Below are 17,282 nucleotides of genomic sequence, written 5' to 3'. Positions count from 1 at the left end.
ATGTCGGAACTCTGGTTCAGCACCGCGAGAGGGTTGGATGGGCTTCGGCTGCGCAGCGCAGACCCAGTCTCCGTTGCTTCGCTTCGAAAGCCGTAATCGTGCTGGTCGTGGACGCAACCTCTCCACGGTATTGAGCTCCATCGCCCCGCTTCACTCTGGTCCGGGGCGGCGCTCCTTTGTAGACTGTGTTGATGGCCGCAATGCTTTTCAACCCGGACCGTCACGAACCGCTTGTCCCCGACGCCTGGGACGAAGCAATTGCGCGCAGGAAGATCGAGCAAATTGTTGAAGACGCAGAGGCTCGGTTCTCTCCTGATCTGCTCTGGCCGACTCACCCCAACGACAGTTCAGAGTGCGCGCCTTCTTACATGCTTTACTGGGGTGCATGCGGTGTGTTGTGGACTCTTCGCTACTTGGAAGTTCGGGGCGCCTGCCGCCTGAAGAGAGACTACGCCCCGTATGTGAAATCGCTCCTGGAGCCCAATCGAAAGCATATGGGCTACGAGGCCGGGCAGCCATTCGGCAGCTACCTCATGGGAGACACGGGCATTCAGTTGCTGCAGCAGTGGCAGGAACCCTCCAGCGAGACGTGTTCGGAACTCATCAAACTTGTGGAGGCCACGCGCGACCATCCTGCGCGAGAACTGATGTGGGGTGCGCCAGGCACACTTCTGGCCTCGCTGTTCCTGCATCAGCAGACGGGTGAGGCCGTCTGGTCTGAGCTCTACCGTACGACGGCCCAGCAGCTTTGGTCGCAGCTTCGCTGGTCAACAGAGCATGGCTGTCACTACTGGACGCAGGACTTGTATGGCAAGACCTACACATTCCTGGATGCGGTTCACGGGTTCGTGGCAACGGCTGCCGTACTTATCAATGGACGACACCTCCTCTCTCCTGCGGCTTGGTCCGGATGGCAGGAGTGCATCGCCAACACCGTACGCCAGACGGTCGAGTGCGACCGGGGCAGAGCAAACTGGCGCGCAAGGCTCGACGGCTCACCCCTCAGCGATTCGCCCGGACTTGTCCAGTTTTGCCACGGTGCTCCGGGATTCGTGATTTGTCTCGCGGACTTCCCGCCGGACAGCCTCGATGACCTGCTTGTGGCTGGCGGGGAGACCACCTGGAGCGCGGGTCCACTGCGCAAGGGGTCTAACTTGTGCCATGGCACCGGGGGCAACGGCTACGCATTCTTGAAGCTGCATCGGCGTTTTGGCGGAGGCATGTGGCTGGAACGGGCTCGAGCTTTTGCCATGCACGGTATCCACCAGACTGAACGCGACCTCGCGCAGTTTGGCCAATTGCGTTATTCGCTATGGACGGGGGACCTGGGGTTTGCGGTGTATCTCTTGGACTGCATCGAAGGTACGGACAGATTTCCGACGCTTGACGTCTTCTTTGAGAGCTAGTGCTTGAATACTCTGACCAGACGGACCTTCATGGGAAGCCCATGTCAGTGGCTCGCTGGCGCATGTGGTCAACGTCCGGTAACGGCCGGCATCAGTCCGCTCGCAACTGCACGGTCACCCAAGATGCCGTCAATCTATGCGCCTTGTCTCCCTATTCGGGCGAAATTTCTCTGCTCGGCGTACGAGGGCAGGGCGTCTCGGGCGCTGCCGGCCGCGCTGTCGTGCTTCGCATCGAGCCCTTCGGTCTCGCCCGTTCGGGCTTGCATCGCTGACGCCTCCGCGCATGCGGCGCTGCGCCTTTCGGTTGCCCTGCGCGCTGCGCCTGCTTGGCCAGGCGGCCCGGGGCCGCAGAGGCGCTCGCCGCGCGGCGGTTTCGTGTGCGTGTGACGGATGCGCCGTGCTCACCCGTGGAGCCGAGCAATACGTTATTGGTCCGTCCGAAACCGGCCGCACGACATCAGGTCTTCGCCGTAGGAATGGCGAGGTCGTACCGCAACCCGCTCGACCCTTCGCCCGAACCGGCCGCCTTGCGCCGAGAGATCCACACGTGCGTCGAGCCGTCCCACCAGCGCGTGCGCATGGCCACGCGCGTGACCTGCGTGCCGGCGCGGGTGACCTCTTCCTCGCGCACCCGGTATGGCTGCACGCCCGTGGGCCGCAGGATGCGCGACAGCGGCGGCAGCGTGAACACCGTGCCGTCCGAGCGGGCGCGGGCCACGGCGCCGCGCTCCAGCGCGATCTCGCCGCGCAACGGGTCGATGGCGACCGGCAGCAGCGGGATCCAGTGCGCGGGCACCAGCGTCTCGAGCTGGTAGTGCAGCAGCGGGCCGCCGCGGGTGGGCTCGGCAGCGTCGACCTCGCCGTCCAGCACCGCGCGTTCGTGCCCGGCCAGCGCCTCGCCCGCACCGCCGGGCACGCGGTGCTCGACGGCCCAGACCATATTGGCCATCTCGTCGCGCAGGAAGCGCACGTCCTCTAGCACCTCGCCCTGCACGACGCTGCTCAGCGCACTCGGCGGCAGCGCGAAGTAGGGCGCGAGCGCGTCGCCGTCGCGGTGCGCGAACATCGCCCAGCGGCGCGTGCCGGCCTCGGCCATGTCGTTGGCGCGCGGCACGCGGGTGCGGCCGCCGAACACGTCGTGCACGAGCAGCAGGTCGATCTGGCTGAGCGTGCCCACGGGCAGCACCAGCGGCGCGACGAACCAGTCGTTGGCGGCCACCGTCATGAAGTCGGTCGCGAGCAGCCGGCCCACGTCGCGCAGGTCGGGCTCGATGGCGCCGAAGTCGGTGCGGTTGTTCTCGAACGCCCACCAGCGGTGGTTGGGCATGCCGCGGAAGCGCACGTGCATCGGCAGCACCGACGAACTGCCCGACGCGATGGCCGCGTCGCCGTCGTCGGCCCGCGCGGCGCGTGCGCGGGTCACATCGAAGGCGTACCAGTCGAGGCTGCCGTCGGCGGCGGCCTCGGCGTCGAAGGTGAGCACGCGGTTGTCGGGGCCGCGGGCGATGGCGTCAGCGTCGTACTCCAGCCGCTCGGCGCGCCAGGACGGCGCGTCCTGCTCGCCGATGGCGCCGTGCACGCGCGCGACGTGCGCCTGCAGGCCGGCCAGCGCGGCGAGCACGGCGGCGCGCTCGGACGCTGTCAGCGCGAGAAGGCCGGCGGTGAGCGGCGGCGGCAGGTCCGGCGCGGTCAGCACCGCGGCGCGCAGCAGCGCCATGCCGTCGATGCAGCGGCCGCCCAGCACGCGCCACAGGCGGGCCTCGGCGGTGTCGGGGTCGGCGGCGAGTTCGGCCTCGGTCGGCACGGGCACAGGGTAGGCGCCCAGCACCTTGGCGCGGGCGGTGGCGGGGGCGCCCTGTTCTTCGAGCAGCTCGTCGAAGAGCTGGCCCAGGTCGGCCTCCAGCGCCTTCTGCTCGTCGAAGGCCTCGCTCTGCACGGCCGGCTCAAGCGGCTGCCCGGCGGCCAGCGCGCGTGGGGCTTCGCCGCGCGGCGCCCAGTGCGTGAACGGCGAGTGCCGCCACGCGATTTGCACCCAGGCGGGAGAGGCAGCGTCCTCGCCGCGGAACTCGCCGAACTGCCATTGGCGGGCCAGCAGCCACAGCGGGTCGCGGATGCGCGCCTGCAGGCTGCGCTGCACTTCGCGTGCACGCTGGCGCGGCTCCAGGCGGTTCCAGTAGGTAATGGACTTCATGGCGTGGCGGACAGGAAGGCGCGGTCCAGCGCGAGGTGGTCGCGGATCTGCGTGGTGATGGTGTCGTTGCGCGCGTTGCCGGCCAGGAAGGTGGCGGGCAGCAACTGGTCCAGCGCGCCGAGCAGGTCGCGGTCGACGGCGCGGATCTGCGCCAGCTCCAGCGTCTCCAGCAGCACGTCGCGCACCGTCTCGACGGACCAGTGCTCGCGCGCGTCCGGCGGCACAGCGATGAGGATGGCCTGCGGCGCCTCGGCGCCCGGGTCGTCGTAGTGGAAGGCGACGGCGGTGCTCTCCTCGCGCTGCGGGATCAGCTCCGTCCATTCGTCGACGAGCAGGCCGCACCAGTGGGCACCGGCGGCCGGCAGCGACTGGTCGTGCAGCAGGGCGAGGCCGATGGTGCCGGAGGGCGGGCGCTGCTCGGGGTCCAGCGGGTCGGCGAATGGCAGCGCGGCCCAGCGGGCATTGGGGCGGTGTGGCAGTTGCGTCACGTCCAGCGCCGTCGCGGTGGGCGTGTCGCCGGCCACGCGGCCGAGCGCGAGGCGGGCGCGGCTGAAGGCCGACCAGCGCGCCAGCGGCGTGCGCACCTGGGCGGCTCCTTGCAGCCATTCACGGCGCTCGGCGCGTGTCGGAGTGGGCGACGGGCCTTGCGCCAGCGCGACGTCCATCGCGGCCGGCACGGGCTTGAAGCGCGGCAGCAGCTTGAAGCCGGTGCCGAACACGGCCTCGGCGCGGGCCTGCGGCGTGGTGGCTGCAGTGGCGTCGGCGAGGCGCTTGGTGAACTCAGCGGCCACGCCTTTCGCGAGGCCTACGAGGTCGGCGAGGCGCGTTGCGCTGGCGTCCGCGTCGGGCTCGTCGTGCGGGCTGGGGATGAAGGCGCGAGCGAGGCCGAACGCCGCCGTCCCACGCAGTGCCCGCACGAGGTCGGCACGTGCAGCCTGGGCGATGGGAAGCGGCTCGGCAGCATAGGGCAGCAGGGCCGTCGTCAACGCGCCCAGCGCGGCCTGTGCTGCAGCTTGCGAAGCCGCGGCACGGGCGGTGAGGTCGGCGGTGTCGATGCTCGCGGCCGGCAGCAGCTCGCGCTGCGACACCGCGACGAAATCCTCCGGGCCGAGCGGGCGTGCCGTAGACAGTAGCGACTGCGCGCTGCGCATCAACTCGGCCAGTTCGGCGAAGCTGATCGTGCTGGCGCGGTCGGTGGGCGCGTAGTCGATGCTGACCTTGCCATGCGGCGCGGCATCGGCGCGGGCGAGGACGACGGCGGTGACGCGCGCGTCCAGCTCCGAGGCTTGGGCCGTCGTGTTGGGCTGGGCAGCGGCACCGGCGTTGGCGGCATCCGGCGACAGGATCTGCAGCAGGTCGATGGCGCGCAGACCGAGCTGGGCCAGCGTCACTTCCACCGGGCCCTTCGTGGCGCCGGCATCGTCGGTGTAGGTCGCGGCGCAGCGCACGCGGGCCGGGTCGCCGATGTGGGTGGCGAGCCACGCATCCAGCCGCGGTTCGGCCTCGGTGCGCGGTGTGGCGGGGATGGCGGCCCAAGCCGGTGGCATCGCGGCGGCCGGGTCCAGCAGCAGGGCCACGCGGTGGATCAACGCGCTGCCGCCGCGCGGCGAACGCACGACCTCGGGGTCGGGCGGCCGGGCGCCGCGGCTCAGCGCGTCGAGCGAGGCCGCGGCGCCCGCGGTGTTGCCGCGCACGATCTGGTGGACCGACTCGGCCAGCAGCAGGTCCGACACCGCGTCGATGCTCTCGTCCAGCGCGCGCAACTCGGCCATCACGGCGTCGAAGTCCGGCCCCGCCGCGGGTGGCAGGCCGCGCTGGCCCCAGGCGATAGTGGGCGGCTGCGCCGCGAAGGCCTCGTGCAGCCGCAGGCCGTGCACCACGTGGCGGGCCGTCACGGCCTCCACCGCCTCGCCCGGCGCCAGCGGCGTGAGCTGGCCGGCATTGAGCGGGAACTCGGCGCGGAAGGGCTCGATGTAGCGGTCCAGCTCGCGGCCCGGGTGCCCTTCGTGCAGTCCGCGCTCGAACTGGTAGCCGAGCACGGCGCCGAGCGGCTGGCCCTGGCGCACGGCGTCGAGGATGAAGCGGGCGCGGCGCACGCGGGTGGACGACAGGTCCACGCCGTAGCGCGCGCCGTCCACCTGCCGCCGCGTCAGGTAGCCGTTGCGCAGGATGGCGGCGGTGGCGGCCTGGGCCATCGAGGCCGCATGGATGTGGCCGCCGCTCGAGACCTGCTCGTCCAGCAACGCGCCGCGGGCGAGCTTGAGCTTGCGCAGCATCAGGTCGTCCAGCCCTTGCACCGGGTGGCTCACGCGCTCGACAGCGGGCTTGGCGCGCAGGTCCATCACCCAGCCGTAGGCGCCGATCACGTTGCGCGGAGCATCGGTGCTGCGCAGCGCGTTCAGGCGGTCGGTGAACATCGCGGTGGCCCAGGCGTCCAGCCTCGTGCTGCAAGCGTCGAGCGTCTCGGTGAGCAGGCGTTCGAGCTCGGCAGTCGGCAGGGCCTCCAGCGTTTTCAGGTAGTCACGGAACTCGCGCAAGCGGCGGTTCTGGGGCCGCACGATGTCGCTCCAGACGAAGCGCGCCACACTCAGCTCGCCGGTGACGGCTGGCGCCGTCATCTGCAGCCGCTCGATGGGCGTGGGCAGCGTCGCGCGCCGTTGCACGCCGTTGTCTTGCGCGGCCACCGCGCCCACGCCAGGGAACTCCGGCTCGCGCAGCATCGCGCGCGTCACGAGGCGCTGGTCCAGGAGGATGGTGTCGGCGCTGCGGGCGGCCTCGCGCAGCATCGCGTGGCGCAGCAGCAGGTAGAGCAGCGTCCTCGGCTTCTCAATGCCGGCGGGCAGGCGCTCGTCGCGCACGTCGTCGATGCTGGGCGCCTCGCGCAGCCATTGGATGTAGTTGAAGGGCTGGGCGCCCTGGCCGAGCGATTCGGTCTCGGACAGCGGTTCGTCGTCCTCCGCGCTCGGCTTAGGCACGACGAAGCCGCGCACGAAGGCCTGGCTGGCGCTACCGTACTGCAGCGAGAACACGCGCGACGTGACGCCCGGGTTGCCCAGCCGCGCGGCGAGGTTCTGGGCGAGTTGCAGCTGGCGCAGCCGCGCGGGCTCCCAGTCCAGCCCGAAGAAGCTGCCGATGTTGAGCGAGGCATTCGGGCCGACGACGCTGCGCACGCGCACCTCGCCAGCCGACGCGTCGGTCTCGAGGATGCCGAGCAGGTCGCGGTCGGGGTCGTCGCTGCGGCCGACACGGGCGACGTTGGGCACTTGCTCGCGCCAGAACTCGCGCAGGCGGCGCAGCTCCACGGGCAGCGCGTCCTGCACCAGGCCCTTGAGGCCGCGCTGCTTCCATTGCGTGAGGTTGGAGGCGACGACCACGCCGTAGGGCGTGCCGCCCACGCGCAGCGCGGAGAGCGGGCCGCGCGGGCGCACGTGCTCGACGAAGTAGTCGCGCAGGCGCTCGACGTCCTCGTCCAGTTCGTCCTCGAACAGCAGTTCTTCCAGGAAGTAGCCCCAGGTCGCCGGCCACAGCGCGCCGCACATCGCGCGGGCACCTGCCTGCTCGTCGGCGTCGCTGCGGTCCACGTGCAGGAAGGTCAGCGGCGGCAGGCCGAGGGCGCGGGCCAGGCGCTCGCCATCCTTGCCGGCGATGCTGCGCGTGGCGTCACGCTCCACGGCCAGCGAGCCCAGCGCATCGGGGTCGGGCACCGGCCAGCCGGCACCGCCGGCCTGGGTGTTGTTGGTCGGCGTGCCTTGGCGCACGAAGGCCAGGCCGCGCTGGAAGCGGTGGGCGTCGAACAGCCGCGCGAGCGCATTGCCGGCCTCGGCGCTATCGAGCGAGCCCTTGACGCCGACGACGAGCAGCTGGTCGAAGCCCTGCTGCACGTCGGCGGCGGTCAGGGGCAACCTCATCGCCATGCCGACGTCGAGGGCGCGTTGAAAGTCCACGGTCCAGCGCTGGCCTTCGTCGATCTTGAGGCCGTCGCCGGAGAGGTCGAACAGCTCGGAGTCGGCCGCGTCCGGCGCGGCGCTGAGGGCCAGCGGCTCGACGATGGGGCCGCCCTGGCCGCGCAGCTCCTCCAGGCCGTTGCGCAGGCCGAGGGCCAGCCAGCGGTCGGGTAGCAGGCGGGCTTCGACGGCGCGCGTCCAGGCATCGCTGCGGCGCGGCGGCGTGGGGAACTGCGGGCGCGCCTGGGCGGGGTCGGCGCCGGCGTTGTCAGGCGTCATGCGCTCGGCCACCCAGGCGGCGCGCGTGGCGCCGAGGGCGTCGACGAGCACCTTCCACGCGGCGGCGGCCGTAGCCGAGGCGTCCCATAGCGCGGTCCAGTAGGCGCTGCCGGCGGCGATCTCGTCGTCGGTCAGCTCGGGCTCGTGGCCGTCGCCGTGGAGGTCGTCCGGGTAGATGCGCAGCCACAGCTCGTCGGCATTGCCGCCGAGGGCGAAGCGCGTCTCGATGCGCACCGGCAGCAGCACGAGGGGCGCGGTGGTGGCCAGGGCCTCGAAGTCGTCGGGCGGCAGGAAGTCCTTCAGCGCGCCGGCCACGCGGTCCAGCGCGGCGACGTGGCGGCGGTGCAGGGCGTCGGCGGTCTCGGCGGAGTGGGCCGCGGCCTGCGCGGCGGCGACCGTACGTTCGTCGCGCTCGCCGAAGGCGCTGCGGGCGGCCCGCAGTTGGCGGTCGGCGTCGGCCCGGGCCTGGCGGGCGGCGGACAGCTCGGTGCGCGCGGCATCACGGGCGGCGCGGGCCTGGGCGAGTTTGTCGTCGAGCGGCATCGCGGTCCTTCAGGTGTCGCGCAGCATGTCGGAGCCGTGGATGGCGATCAGCACCGGCTTCTGCAGCGTGATCTCTGCGAGGTGGGATGCCTGCGACCCATGCCGGCCGGTGCCGGAATCGGCGTGCCAGGCGGGCTGGTCGCCCGTGTCGAGCGCGCCCAGCTTGGGCAGGGTGCGGTTGAGGTCGATGTGGGTCCAGCTCGACTGGTCGGCCGCGCTGGCGGAGAGGTGGGGCCAGCCGAGCTGGTCGAAACTGTTCACCGCGGCGTCGAAGGTGCCGTCCGCGTCCAGCCCGAAGCGCGGCTCGGCGGCCTGCTCCTGCAGCACGAAGAAGTAGCCCTGGTGCTTGTTCACGTCCGTGGGATCGGTCGTTGCGCCCTTGGCCTGCGTGGGCGTCAGCGGGAAGCCGAAGAAGACGATGTCGGGCGAGAGCTTGCCGTGGAACTCGTAGTCGACGACGCGGTCGGTGAGCTGGCGCTTGCGGTCGGGGCTGGCGGCGGCCTCGACGGCGTAGACGTGGGTGTTGGGGTAGCGGCGGAACAGGTCGCCGCGCACCAACAGCACCAGCCGCTCCTCGCCGCCCGGCATGGGCGCGCGGGCGCTGTTGGCGCCGAGCGCGGCGTGGGGCTTCCACTGGTGCATCTTCTCGATGTCGAGCAGGCCTTCGGGGTCGCTCGGCGGCGGGGGCACGCCGCGTACGTCCCAGAACTGGCGGAAGAAAGTGCCGCGCAGCTCGGTGGGGTACTCGTTCCACAGCAGCTCGCGCCCCATCTCGTGGTTGAGGCCGGCCATGTAAGCCTCCACCGTCCGCTGGTTGGTGATCAGCAGCGCGATGGTGTTGCCGGGGATGAGCTCCATGCCGGGCAGCAGCCAGTCCTGCCCCAGCTCGCGCAGCGCCTCGTACATGGGCTGCGGGAACTCGGGATAGGCCTTGAGGTCGTCCAGCGGGTCGGGGCTCACGTAGCCGAGGTCGATGGCGAGGTGGGTGCGCCGGGTGAAGGCCTGGGCGATGGTGATGCGCGGGTCGATGGCCGTCTGCAGCTTGGTGCGCAGCAGCGGCAGATCGACGGGCGTCAGCGGGCGCTGGACAGGCAAGGCAGCGCCGAGGTCGCCGAAGAGCTGTGACAGCGCGCCGCGGAAGGCGAGGGCCTCGGTGTTGTCGGCAGTGGTGCCAGCTGCCGCGGGTAGCGGCGTGCCAAGCGGTGGTGCATCCTGCAGCGAGAAGGCCGTCGTGGCGGACACCGCTTCGACGAGCGTCGGGTCGAACCGCTCCTCAACCAGCGCCTGGGCGGCGACCTGCCCGGCCTCGTCGGGCTGCGGGGCCTGGCCGCCGAGCAGCAGGTTCCTCAACGCGGTGCGCCACGCGGCGGGCAACTGCGTCCAGGCGACGCCAGCCACCACCGCCAGCGCGATGCCGCCGAGGATGCCGAAGGCCGCGAAGGCCAGCAGCAGGCACAGCAGGATCAGCAGCCACAGCGTTAGCCGCAGTCCGGGAGACGCACCGCTGCCCGTGGCACGCGGCACCGCGGCGGACGCAGCGCCGCCGAGCGTGGGCAGCGTCGCCGGCGTGGGCGGCGCGGCGCCGGGCCGCAGCGTGCCCGCGTTGAGGCGCTGCAGCAGCGTGGCGGCCGCGCGCGCGGCGGCGGGGCGGCCCTGGCGGCGGCCGGCGGGGCCGAGGGGGCGGGCGAAGCGCCGCCACGCGGTGTCGAGCACGCCCGACGGGATGGGGCTGTCGCGCAGCAGTGCGGCGATGGTGACGGGGCTGCCCTTCACCCGGGTGTGCAGGTTGCGTGTGAGCAGCAGCAGGTCTTCATCCGCCGCCGTGACGACGTGGCGCGTGTGCGCGATGACGGACACCGACCGCGCCAGCTGCGCCTGCCGGCGTGCCTCGTTCTTGGCCCGCACGCCTTCCACCTGCAGCCAGGCGCCGGCCATCAGCTCGCGCTGCTGGGCCTGAACGACCTGGGTGCCCAAGCCCGAGGTGGTGCGCAGGCGCGGGTCGTGGTTGAGCTCCTGGAACCACTGCGGCGGCGTGCCGGGCTGCAGCTTGTCGCGCGCGGCGTGGCGGGCGCCGTACAGCGGCGGCGCGACGACGCGCTCGGGCGACTGCCCCGCCAGCCGCTCGGCCGGCAGGTTGAGCAGCGTGGTGAGACGGTCGGTGAAGAGCTGCTTGGTGGGCGACGCCGGCCAGGGCGTGCTCTGGGTGCGCACGGTCTTCAGCGCGCCTTCCAACCCCAGCGGCCCACCGTGCGCGGCGATGCCGTGCAGCGCGCCGCGCGGGTTGCTGACGTCCATGTCGCGCACGCCGACCTCGGGCGGCAGCATGCGCGGCACGAGGCGCCGCACCAGCGACTCGAAGTCGCCTTCGGCCTCGGTGTGGAAGCTCCACCGGTGGTGGATGGGCAGTGTCACGCCGGCCTGGCCTAACGTCCAGGCGGGGGCAAGGCCGTCCACCGGGCCGACGGGCAGTTGCAGGCCGCGCAGACGGCCGCGCTCGAAGGCGGGCACGAGGCAGGCGGTGTAGCGCGTGCGCGCGTCCAGCCGACGCGGGCACAGCAGGCGGGCGCGCACGCGGCCGTCTCCCGCCGCAAGGGCCTGGCGCAGCGTAGCCTCTTCGGCGGCGGGTCCGTCCATTTGCACGTGGGCCCAGGCCCAGGATTGCGACAGGTCCGGCAGGCTGGTGGTGGACTTGACCACCATCGACGGCAACCCGCCTTGGGCTGTCGCCGGGCGCCAGGTGGCCTCGTCGTCGCGCAGCACGGCGAGCACCAGCCAAGGCCGCAGTCGGCCGTTGGCAGCGGGTGCGGCGGCGGTCAGGCGCCACAGCGCGTCGGCCTCGCGGACCTCCACCAGCGGGAAGTAGTTGGGCTCGGCGTCGGGCGCGTCGGGCCGGGGCCAGGTGCGCACGACGGTGAAGGCGTCGAGCGACGCCAGCTCGCCGCTGCCGTAGAGTTCCAGCGGCACGTCCACGCCGAGGGTGTCGTTGTTAAAGCCGACGTGCACGTTGACGACGGCGCGCGGCGTGTTGCCGGCATCACCGTCGCGCCGTGCGATCTGCGTGCCCACGCCGCGACGCAGCCACGACACGAAGCTGTAGCGGGCAAGGGTGGCCATCAGCCGGCCTCCAGTTCATGCGCGGGCAGCACCTGCCAGCGGCCGGCATCGCCTGGGTTGGCGCGCTTCCAGTCGCGCAGCGCCTGCTCGGCCGCGGCGCGCGAGCGGTGCTGGCCGAGCTGGGCGTGGGCGGCCAGGGTGTCGGCGCTGGTGATGCCCCAGGCTTCGTCGTCCACCTGGATGCGCGGCGCCGCGCCGGGCGCCGGCGCGTAGCGCTCCAGGCCGGGCCGCGGCGCGAGGTCGATGCGCGTGCGGGCGGCCATTCGGTCGAACTGCGCGGCGGTCACCGTCGCCGTGGCGAGCTGGCGGACCTTGAACCTCGTGAACAGGTCGCCGCCGTCCTCGGGCTTGTCGATGATGATGCGTTCGTAGACGAGGTCCTTGCCTCGCGTGTTGCCGGCGGCCAGTGCGTCGCCGCCGAAGGCCACGCCCGCGTCCATCAGCTCGTAGGAGTCGCGCGAGAGCTTCTGCGCGTCGTTCAGGTCGAGGTACTGGCCGGAGGCGAAGAAGTCGCCGCGCGGCACGAAGCCGGCGCCCGAGGTGCCGATGCGCGCATGGCTTACGTCAAAGCGCGAGGGGCCGTCGATGCGGGCCTCGCCCAGCTTGTCGAGCTGCAGGTTCAGCGGCAGCACCTTCTGCTGCACGGCCAGGCCGCTGGCGGGGTCGATGAAGGTCTTTCCCGCGGCGTCCGCCGGCGCGGCGAAGGACAGCGCGCGCTGCGGCCCGGCGCCGGCCAGGCCCTGCCAGTTGCGGCCATCGGCGAGCGCGGCGCGGAGCTGGTCCCACGCGACGAGGGTGGGCACCGGCTGGGTCTGCTCGTCGCCGATCTGCAGCTTGACCGGCACGCTCACGTCGAAGAAGAACAGCGACAGGCTGGCGCGCCCGCGCACCTTCCACGGGTTGGGGCCGCTCAACTGGCCTTCGAGCTGGATGCCCGCGATGACGGTGCTGCCGCGCTTGAGCTGCACGCCCGCGTCGATGTCCACGACGAAGGAAAAGGGCACGAAGATGACCAGCGCGTCGTAGCCCAGCCAGCCGTGGATGCTGAATCCGGCCGCCGACGCATAGGCCTCGACGCGCGCGCCGAACTGCACGCTGTTGGCGGTGAGCGCGAAGTAGGACTGGCAGGTGAGGCGCGGGTTGTCGTCCAGGCCAAGTTCGATGGTCAGGCGCCGCAGCTCCGGGAAGTTGGGCGGCGGGCGGAACTGGGGGTGCAGGCCGCCCATGGACAGCGCAAAGATCGGCGGACTGCCCCAGGACAGGCGCAGCGCCATGTCGCCGTAGACGGAGAACACCGTGACGCGCGAGTCGTACAGCGACGCGTCGATGGACAGCATCTTCTCGCCGAAGTCGATGATGCCCAGCACATCGAGGTTCAGCGACACCAGCGGCAGCTCGGGCACGGGGATGGTCACCTTCAACTGGCCGAGGATGAGGATGCGGACGGGGTCGGGCAACTCCAGGATGACGCCGAGCGCGCCGGTCACGAGGCTGGGCGTGCCCCAGCCGATGCGCAGGAAGGGCCCGAAGACGAAGCGGTAGCGGGCCGGAGGGAAGATGGAGCGCAGGCTGGCGATGATGGCCGGCGCATTCGTCACCGGGTCGCGCGGGAACATGATGTTGTTCAGCGCGCCGGTGCGGATGCCTTGGCGCAGCACGTCCGTCGCGACCGTGCGGTGCATGCCCGCCAGGCCGCCCACGCCGGTCAGCGTGAAGCCGAAGCCGAGCTGGATGGGCGGCAGCTCCACCGACACGATGATGAGCAGCGAGAAGCCTTCCCCGCCTTCCGGCATACGCGTATCCAGCAGGCCGATGGCCGTCACGGCGACGATTGGCGTGCCGAGCTGCAGCACGCCGGCGTAGCGGCCGTTGGGCACATCGATAGACAGGAAGCCACCGCCGCTGATGGGCCCGGCCTTGACCTCCACACCGATGCCGGTGGGCGGGCGGAAGGCGAAGCCCATGTCCAGTGGGCCGAGGTTGCCGCGCCGGTCGGCGGGAAAGCGCATCGGCAGGTCGAAGCCGATCTTGTCGACTGCCAGGCCAAAGGGCCCGATCTGCACCTTGAGTGCCGTGGCGACACCGAGCGACACCGGCGCCGGCGTGCCGAAGCCGAGCAGCACGTAGAGCTGTTGCACCTCCACCGGCCCGAGGTTGAGGTGCAGCGGCACCACCAGCTCCAGCGCCGCGCCGCCGACGAAGACGACGCCGCGCGAGGGCGTCCAGCGCAGCGACATCGCGAAGTCGCTCTCGATCTTCAGTCCCTGCAGGATGCTGGTGATGAAGCCGTCCCCCTCGGACAGGTCGATGACGAGCTTGCCGCCTTCCAGCGCGATGTCGACGGCGGGCTCGGCCTTCAGCGCGCCGCCTTCGAGCTTGGCCACCACGCCGACGCCTGTGCTGAAGCGGCGGACCTGCAGCCGGCTGCCGCCCGGCTTGCCGAGCACCACCATCGGCCGCCCGCCGTCCTCGGCCGCGAGCGCGGCGCTTGCCTCCAGCGACGCCCCGGCGGTGGGCGGCTGCAGCGAGAGTTGCAACGGCGGTGTGAGGCTGCCGCCCATGCCCGCGCCGAAGCGCGCCTTGGCCCCCACACGCAGCGACCACGGCGGGGCGATGGGGATGCTGCGGCTGAAGTCCTGCGTCGCCTGGAAGCGTACGCGCAGCGCCAGCGATGGCGGGTTGCCCGGCTGGACCTGCAGCGAGGCGAGGTAGGCCTCCAGGATGCGAGGCGCGCCGGGGGGCTCGATCAGTGCGACTGGGTATTCGTAGCGGTCGAGGAAGTCACGCAGCCGCTCGAACAGCAGCTTGCCGTCGAAGGTGGGCCGGCCCCAGCCGTAGGTGTCGCCGAGGTAGGCGGCCGGGTTGGACAGCAGGTTGCCGAGGCGGTCCAGGTGCAGGCGGTGGCGCACGTGCGGCACGGCCAGCGCGCTGCCGGGCGCGGGCAGCACCTCGTCGTCGTCCGCGAGGCCGATCAGCACGAGCACCTGCAGCAGCGCCGGCGCGCGGTGGCCGAGGTATTCGACGATGAGGAAATCGATCAACCGCTCAGGCAGTTCGGGCAGCTGCGCGTTTAGTTCCGCCACGGTTGCGGGGGAGGCGCCCGCAGCGGCTTGCAGCGCCGCCTGCAGCGCATGCACGTGGCCGATGACCTGACCCGCGCGCACGATGACCGCCACGCCGGCAAGGGCCATCTGCGCCTCGTCGCCGGCGTCGATGGCCTGGCCGAGGTTGGTGACCAGGGGCTCCAGCGCGGCGGCGTCGCCGGCCAGCGTATTCACTGCCGCGACGAAGCCGGCATGGCCGGCCACGGCCTCGGGCAGCCGCAGGCCCAGTTGCGCGAGCAGATCGACCGGACCCGCGCCGGCCGGCGACAGGCGCTCGCCCAGCGGCTCCAGCAGGGCGCCCAGCTCGCGCGCGACAAGTTCGATAGTGCCGCTGTTGGCCATCAGGCCACCTGCCTCGGCAAAGCCAGCACGTCGCCCAGGCGCCGGCCGGGCAGCGCGAGCAGGGTGGCACGCTGCGCGTCGATGTCGGCCACCAGCGCGGGCGAGGCGTGGCGGCGAACGCGGTCGAGGATGCGCGCAAGGCAGGCCTGCGAGTCCAGCTCGCCGATCTCGCGAGGCACGACTGCTTGCTCCGGATCGGCGCTGATGGCCAGCGCTGCGCGCACGAACAGCGGGCCACGGTTGCGCTGCCAGACCGTGGCGACACGGCGGTTGGTGTTGATGAGGCCCAGCACCTCATCGAAATGCCGGCTCACCAGCGCCGCCGCCTCGTGGCCGCCGGGCATCGCCAGCAGCCAGGCCTGGAAGCGCTGCATCTGCCGCGACAGCGCCTGCTCGTAGACGCGGTGCGGCGCGTGCAGGCTGGGCAGGCGCATGCCTGGGCCGCCTCCTCCGCCACCCCCGCCGCCTGGTGGCACTGGCTGGCCGGCAAGCACGACGGCGACGGCCGCGGCGGCGTCGACCTTGCCGAAGCCCCAGTTGTCGTCGGGTACCACGCCGAAGGCGGGATCGGGCGCGCGGGCGGTGTCGATCAGCGTCTGGCGGATCTCGGCGATGCCCATCGCCGGCTTAGCCTGCAGCATCAACGCCACCACGCCGGCCACATGCGGCGCGGACATCGACGTGCCGGTGAGGCCTTGGTAGAAGTCGTAGCAGCAGTCGCAGCAGCAGCCGCCGGCGGCCAGGCCCTTGGCGGAGAGGATGTTCACGCCTGGCGCCGAGACCTCGGGCTTGCGCAGACCGTTGCGCGTCGGGCCGCGGCTGGAGGAGGCGGCGAGATCGCCCGATTCGGTGACGCTGCCGTCTGCGGCGGTGAACTGCTCGTCGGCGTAGTTGCCCACCGTGATGACGCTCGGCGCGGTGCCCGGGATGCTGAGGGTGTGCGTGCGCGTGACGTGCGTCGTGAACACCGGCGTGTGGGTGCCGCGGTCGATCCAGCAGTGCACGCCGGTCGGCGTGGCACCAGTGTTGGTGAAGCGCAGCGTCCAGGTGCCGTTGGGCAGGTTGCCCGTGCCCGGCGGGTTGAACTGCACGAAGACCTGGTTGTCGTGGTTGTCGGGGTCGTTCAGCGTCTGCGTGATGTTGACGCTGACCTGCTGGTTGCCGGGGGCGGCGGGGTTGACCGTCCAGTTCACGGCCGCGCCGCCCGCGGTGGCGACGGGGCTGGTGGGCCGCAGCGCGCCGGGGCCCAGCAGTGTCACGTCCAGCCGCTCGGTGCCGGCATACCAGCACTCGAGGTGGCGTGTGCTGCTGTCCCTGGCCCTCACGGTGAAGTCGAAGTCGACGAAGCCGGGCGCCGCGGCGACCGTCTCGAAGGCATGGCGGTTGTTGCGGCCCTCGTTGCCGGCGGACTTGACGATGGCGAAGCCCATGGTGCCGGTGAGCATCGTCTCCATCGCCTGCTCGACGAGGTTGGTGCCGTCGTGCGGGCCGAGGTTGTCGCCCATGGAGAGGTTGATCACGCAGGGGCGGGCCGGGTCGTCCTTGCGCGCGCGCAGCAGGATCCATGCGATGGCGTCGACGAGGTTGGCGGTCTCGCCGAGGCGGATGTTGTTTCCGCGCAGCTTCACGAAGATCAGCTCGGCGTCGGGCGCCACGCCGACGTACTTGCCCGCGCCGGCGCAGTTGCCGGCCTGGCTGCCGTCGCCCGCGGCGATGCCCATCACGTGCGTTCCGTGCGCCTCCTGGCCGGCGTCCTCGGTCATGCGCACCTTGGTGAGCGGCTTGTCGAGTGCGAGGGCGTCGTTGATCTGCTTCTCGTTGTATTCGACGCCGACGGTCGGGTATTCCGGCGGCGCGGCCTCGCCGGCGGTGGCGGTGAGCGTCTGGTCCCACAGGAACTTCACGCGCGTCTTGCCGTCGCCGTTGCGGAAGGCCTGGTGCTGGTAGTCGAAGCCGAAATCGACGACGCCGACGGTGACGCCCTTGCCGGCAAGCGGCGGGTTGCGGCCGTGCAGCTCGCGTGCATGGATCTCGACGGCGCTGGTGTCCAGCTCGCGGTGCATCGCCTGGCTGAGCTCGATCTTCACGACGTGCGCCACGGCGGCCAGCGCCTCGACCTGCGCCAGCGGCAGCGTGCCCGTAGCGATGCTGAAGCCCTGGGCCGCGTTGCGGATCACCGTGCCCGTTGCCAGGCCCGCGCCGTGCAGGTCATCTAACGCCCCCGTGAATTTGACCAGCACGGCGACTTGAACCGGCTTCAGCTGGCCCGCGGGTGGCTCCTCGAGTAAGGTGCGCAGCTTCGGATCGACGCTGGCCATCAGGGCTCCATCAGGGCTCCAACAGGGTGGAAGGCAGGCCA

6 protein-coding genes are annotated in these 17,282 nt (G+C 71.7%); 1 reads left to right on the top strand and 5 read right to left on the bottom strand.

The window, feature by feature from the left end:
* The first annotated feature begins 191 nt into the window (after nt 1-191).
* Nucleotides 192-1,406 carry a lanthionine synthetase C family protein gene (locus QTH90_RS30205; protein ID WP_286668274.1) on the top strand — a complete coding sequence of 405 codons (1,215 nt, stop codon included), beginning with the start codon at nt 192-194 and terminating at the stop codon, nt 1,404-1,406.
* Nucleotides 1,407-1,863: 457 nt separating this feature from the next.
* Here the strand turns inward: QTH90_RS30205 and QTH90_RS30200 are convergent, their stop codons facing one another.
* From QTH90_RS30200 to QTH90_RS30180, 5 genes are read right to left on the bottom strand one after another with little or no spacing between them, the layout of a single operon-like run.
* Entirely contained in the window at nt 1,864-3,597 is a 1,734-nt protein-coding gene (locus QTH90_RS30200; RefSeq protein WP_286668273.1) for a hypothetical protein, read from the bottom strand.
* Nucleotides 3,594-8,363 (bottom strand): hypothetical protein, encoded by a 4,770-nt coding sequence (locus QTH90_RS30195; RefSeq protein WP_286668272.1) that lies wholly within the window; start codon nt 8,361-8,363, stop codon nt 3,594-3,596. The genes QTH90_RS30200 and QTH90_RS30195 overlap by 4 nt, the downstream gene beginning before the upstream one ends.
* A gap of 9 nt (nt 8,364-8,372) precedes the next feature.
* Complete coding sequence (locus QTH90_RS30190) at nt 8,373-11,477, bottom strand: hypothetical protein (protein WP_286668271.1); 3,105 nt, start codon at nt 11,475-11,477, stop codon at nt 8,373-8,375.
* Nucleotides 11,477-14,923 carry a DUF6603 domain-containing protein gene (locus QTH90_RS30185; RefSeq protein WP_286668270.1) on the bottom strand — a complete coding sequence of 1,149 codons (3,447 nt, stop codon included), beginning with the start codon at nt 14,921-14,923 and terminating at the stop codon, nt 11,477-11,479. The genes QTH90_RS30190 and QTH90_RS30185 overlap by 1 nt, the downstream gene beginning before the upstream one ends.
* Nucleotides 14,923-17,241 (bottom strand): S8 family peptidase, encoded by a 2,319-nt coding sequence (locus QTH90_RS30180; RefSeq protein ID WP_286668269.1) that lies wholly within the window; start codon nt 17,239-17,241, stop codon nt 14,923-14,925. Before QTH90_RS30180 ends, QTH90_RS30185 begins: the two co-directional genes overlap by 1 nt.
* Between the last annotated feature and the right edge of the window lie 41 nt (nt 17,242-17,282).

It is taken from the genome of Variovorax flavidus, assembly GCF_030317145.1.
GTDB classification, from domain to species: domain Bacteria; phylum Pseudomonadota; class Gammaproteobacteria; order Burkholderiales; family Burkholderiaceae_C; genus Variovorax; species Variovorax flavidus.
The sequence above is the reverse complement of the archived record's forward strand: the minus strand, read 5'-3'. Positions and strand labels throughout refer to the sequence as shown.

Excerpts from the sequence above, each read along its gene's own strand:
- QTH90_RS30205 (WP_286668274.1), top strand. The coding sequence starts at position 192 with ATGGCCGCAATGCTTTTCAACCCGGACCGTCACGAACCGCTTGTCCCC.
- QTH90_RS30200 (WP_286668273.1), bottom strand. The coding sequence starts at position 3,597 with ATGAAGTCCATTACCTACTGGAACCGCCTGGAGCCGCGCCAGCGTGCA.
- QTH90_RS30195 (WP_286668272.1), bottom strand. The coding sequence starts at position 8,363 with ATGCCGCTCGACGACAAACTCGCCCAGGCCCGCGCCGCCCGTGATGCC.
- QTH90_RS30190 (WP_286668271.1), bottom strand. The coding sequence starts at position 11,477 with ATGGCCACCCTTGCCCGCTACAGCTTCGTGTCGTGGCTGCGTCGCGGC.
- QTH90_RS30185 (WP_286668270.1), bottom strand. The coding sequence starts at position 14,923 with ATGGCCAACAGCGGCACTATCGAACTTGTCGCGCGCGAGCTGGGCGCC.
- QTH90_RS30180 (WP_286668269.1), bottom strand. The coding sequence starts at position 17,241 with ATGGCCAGCGTCGATCCGAAGCTGCGCACCTTACTCGAGGAGCCACCC.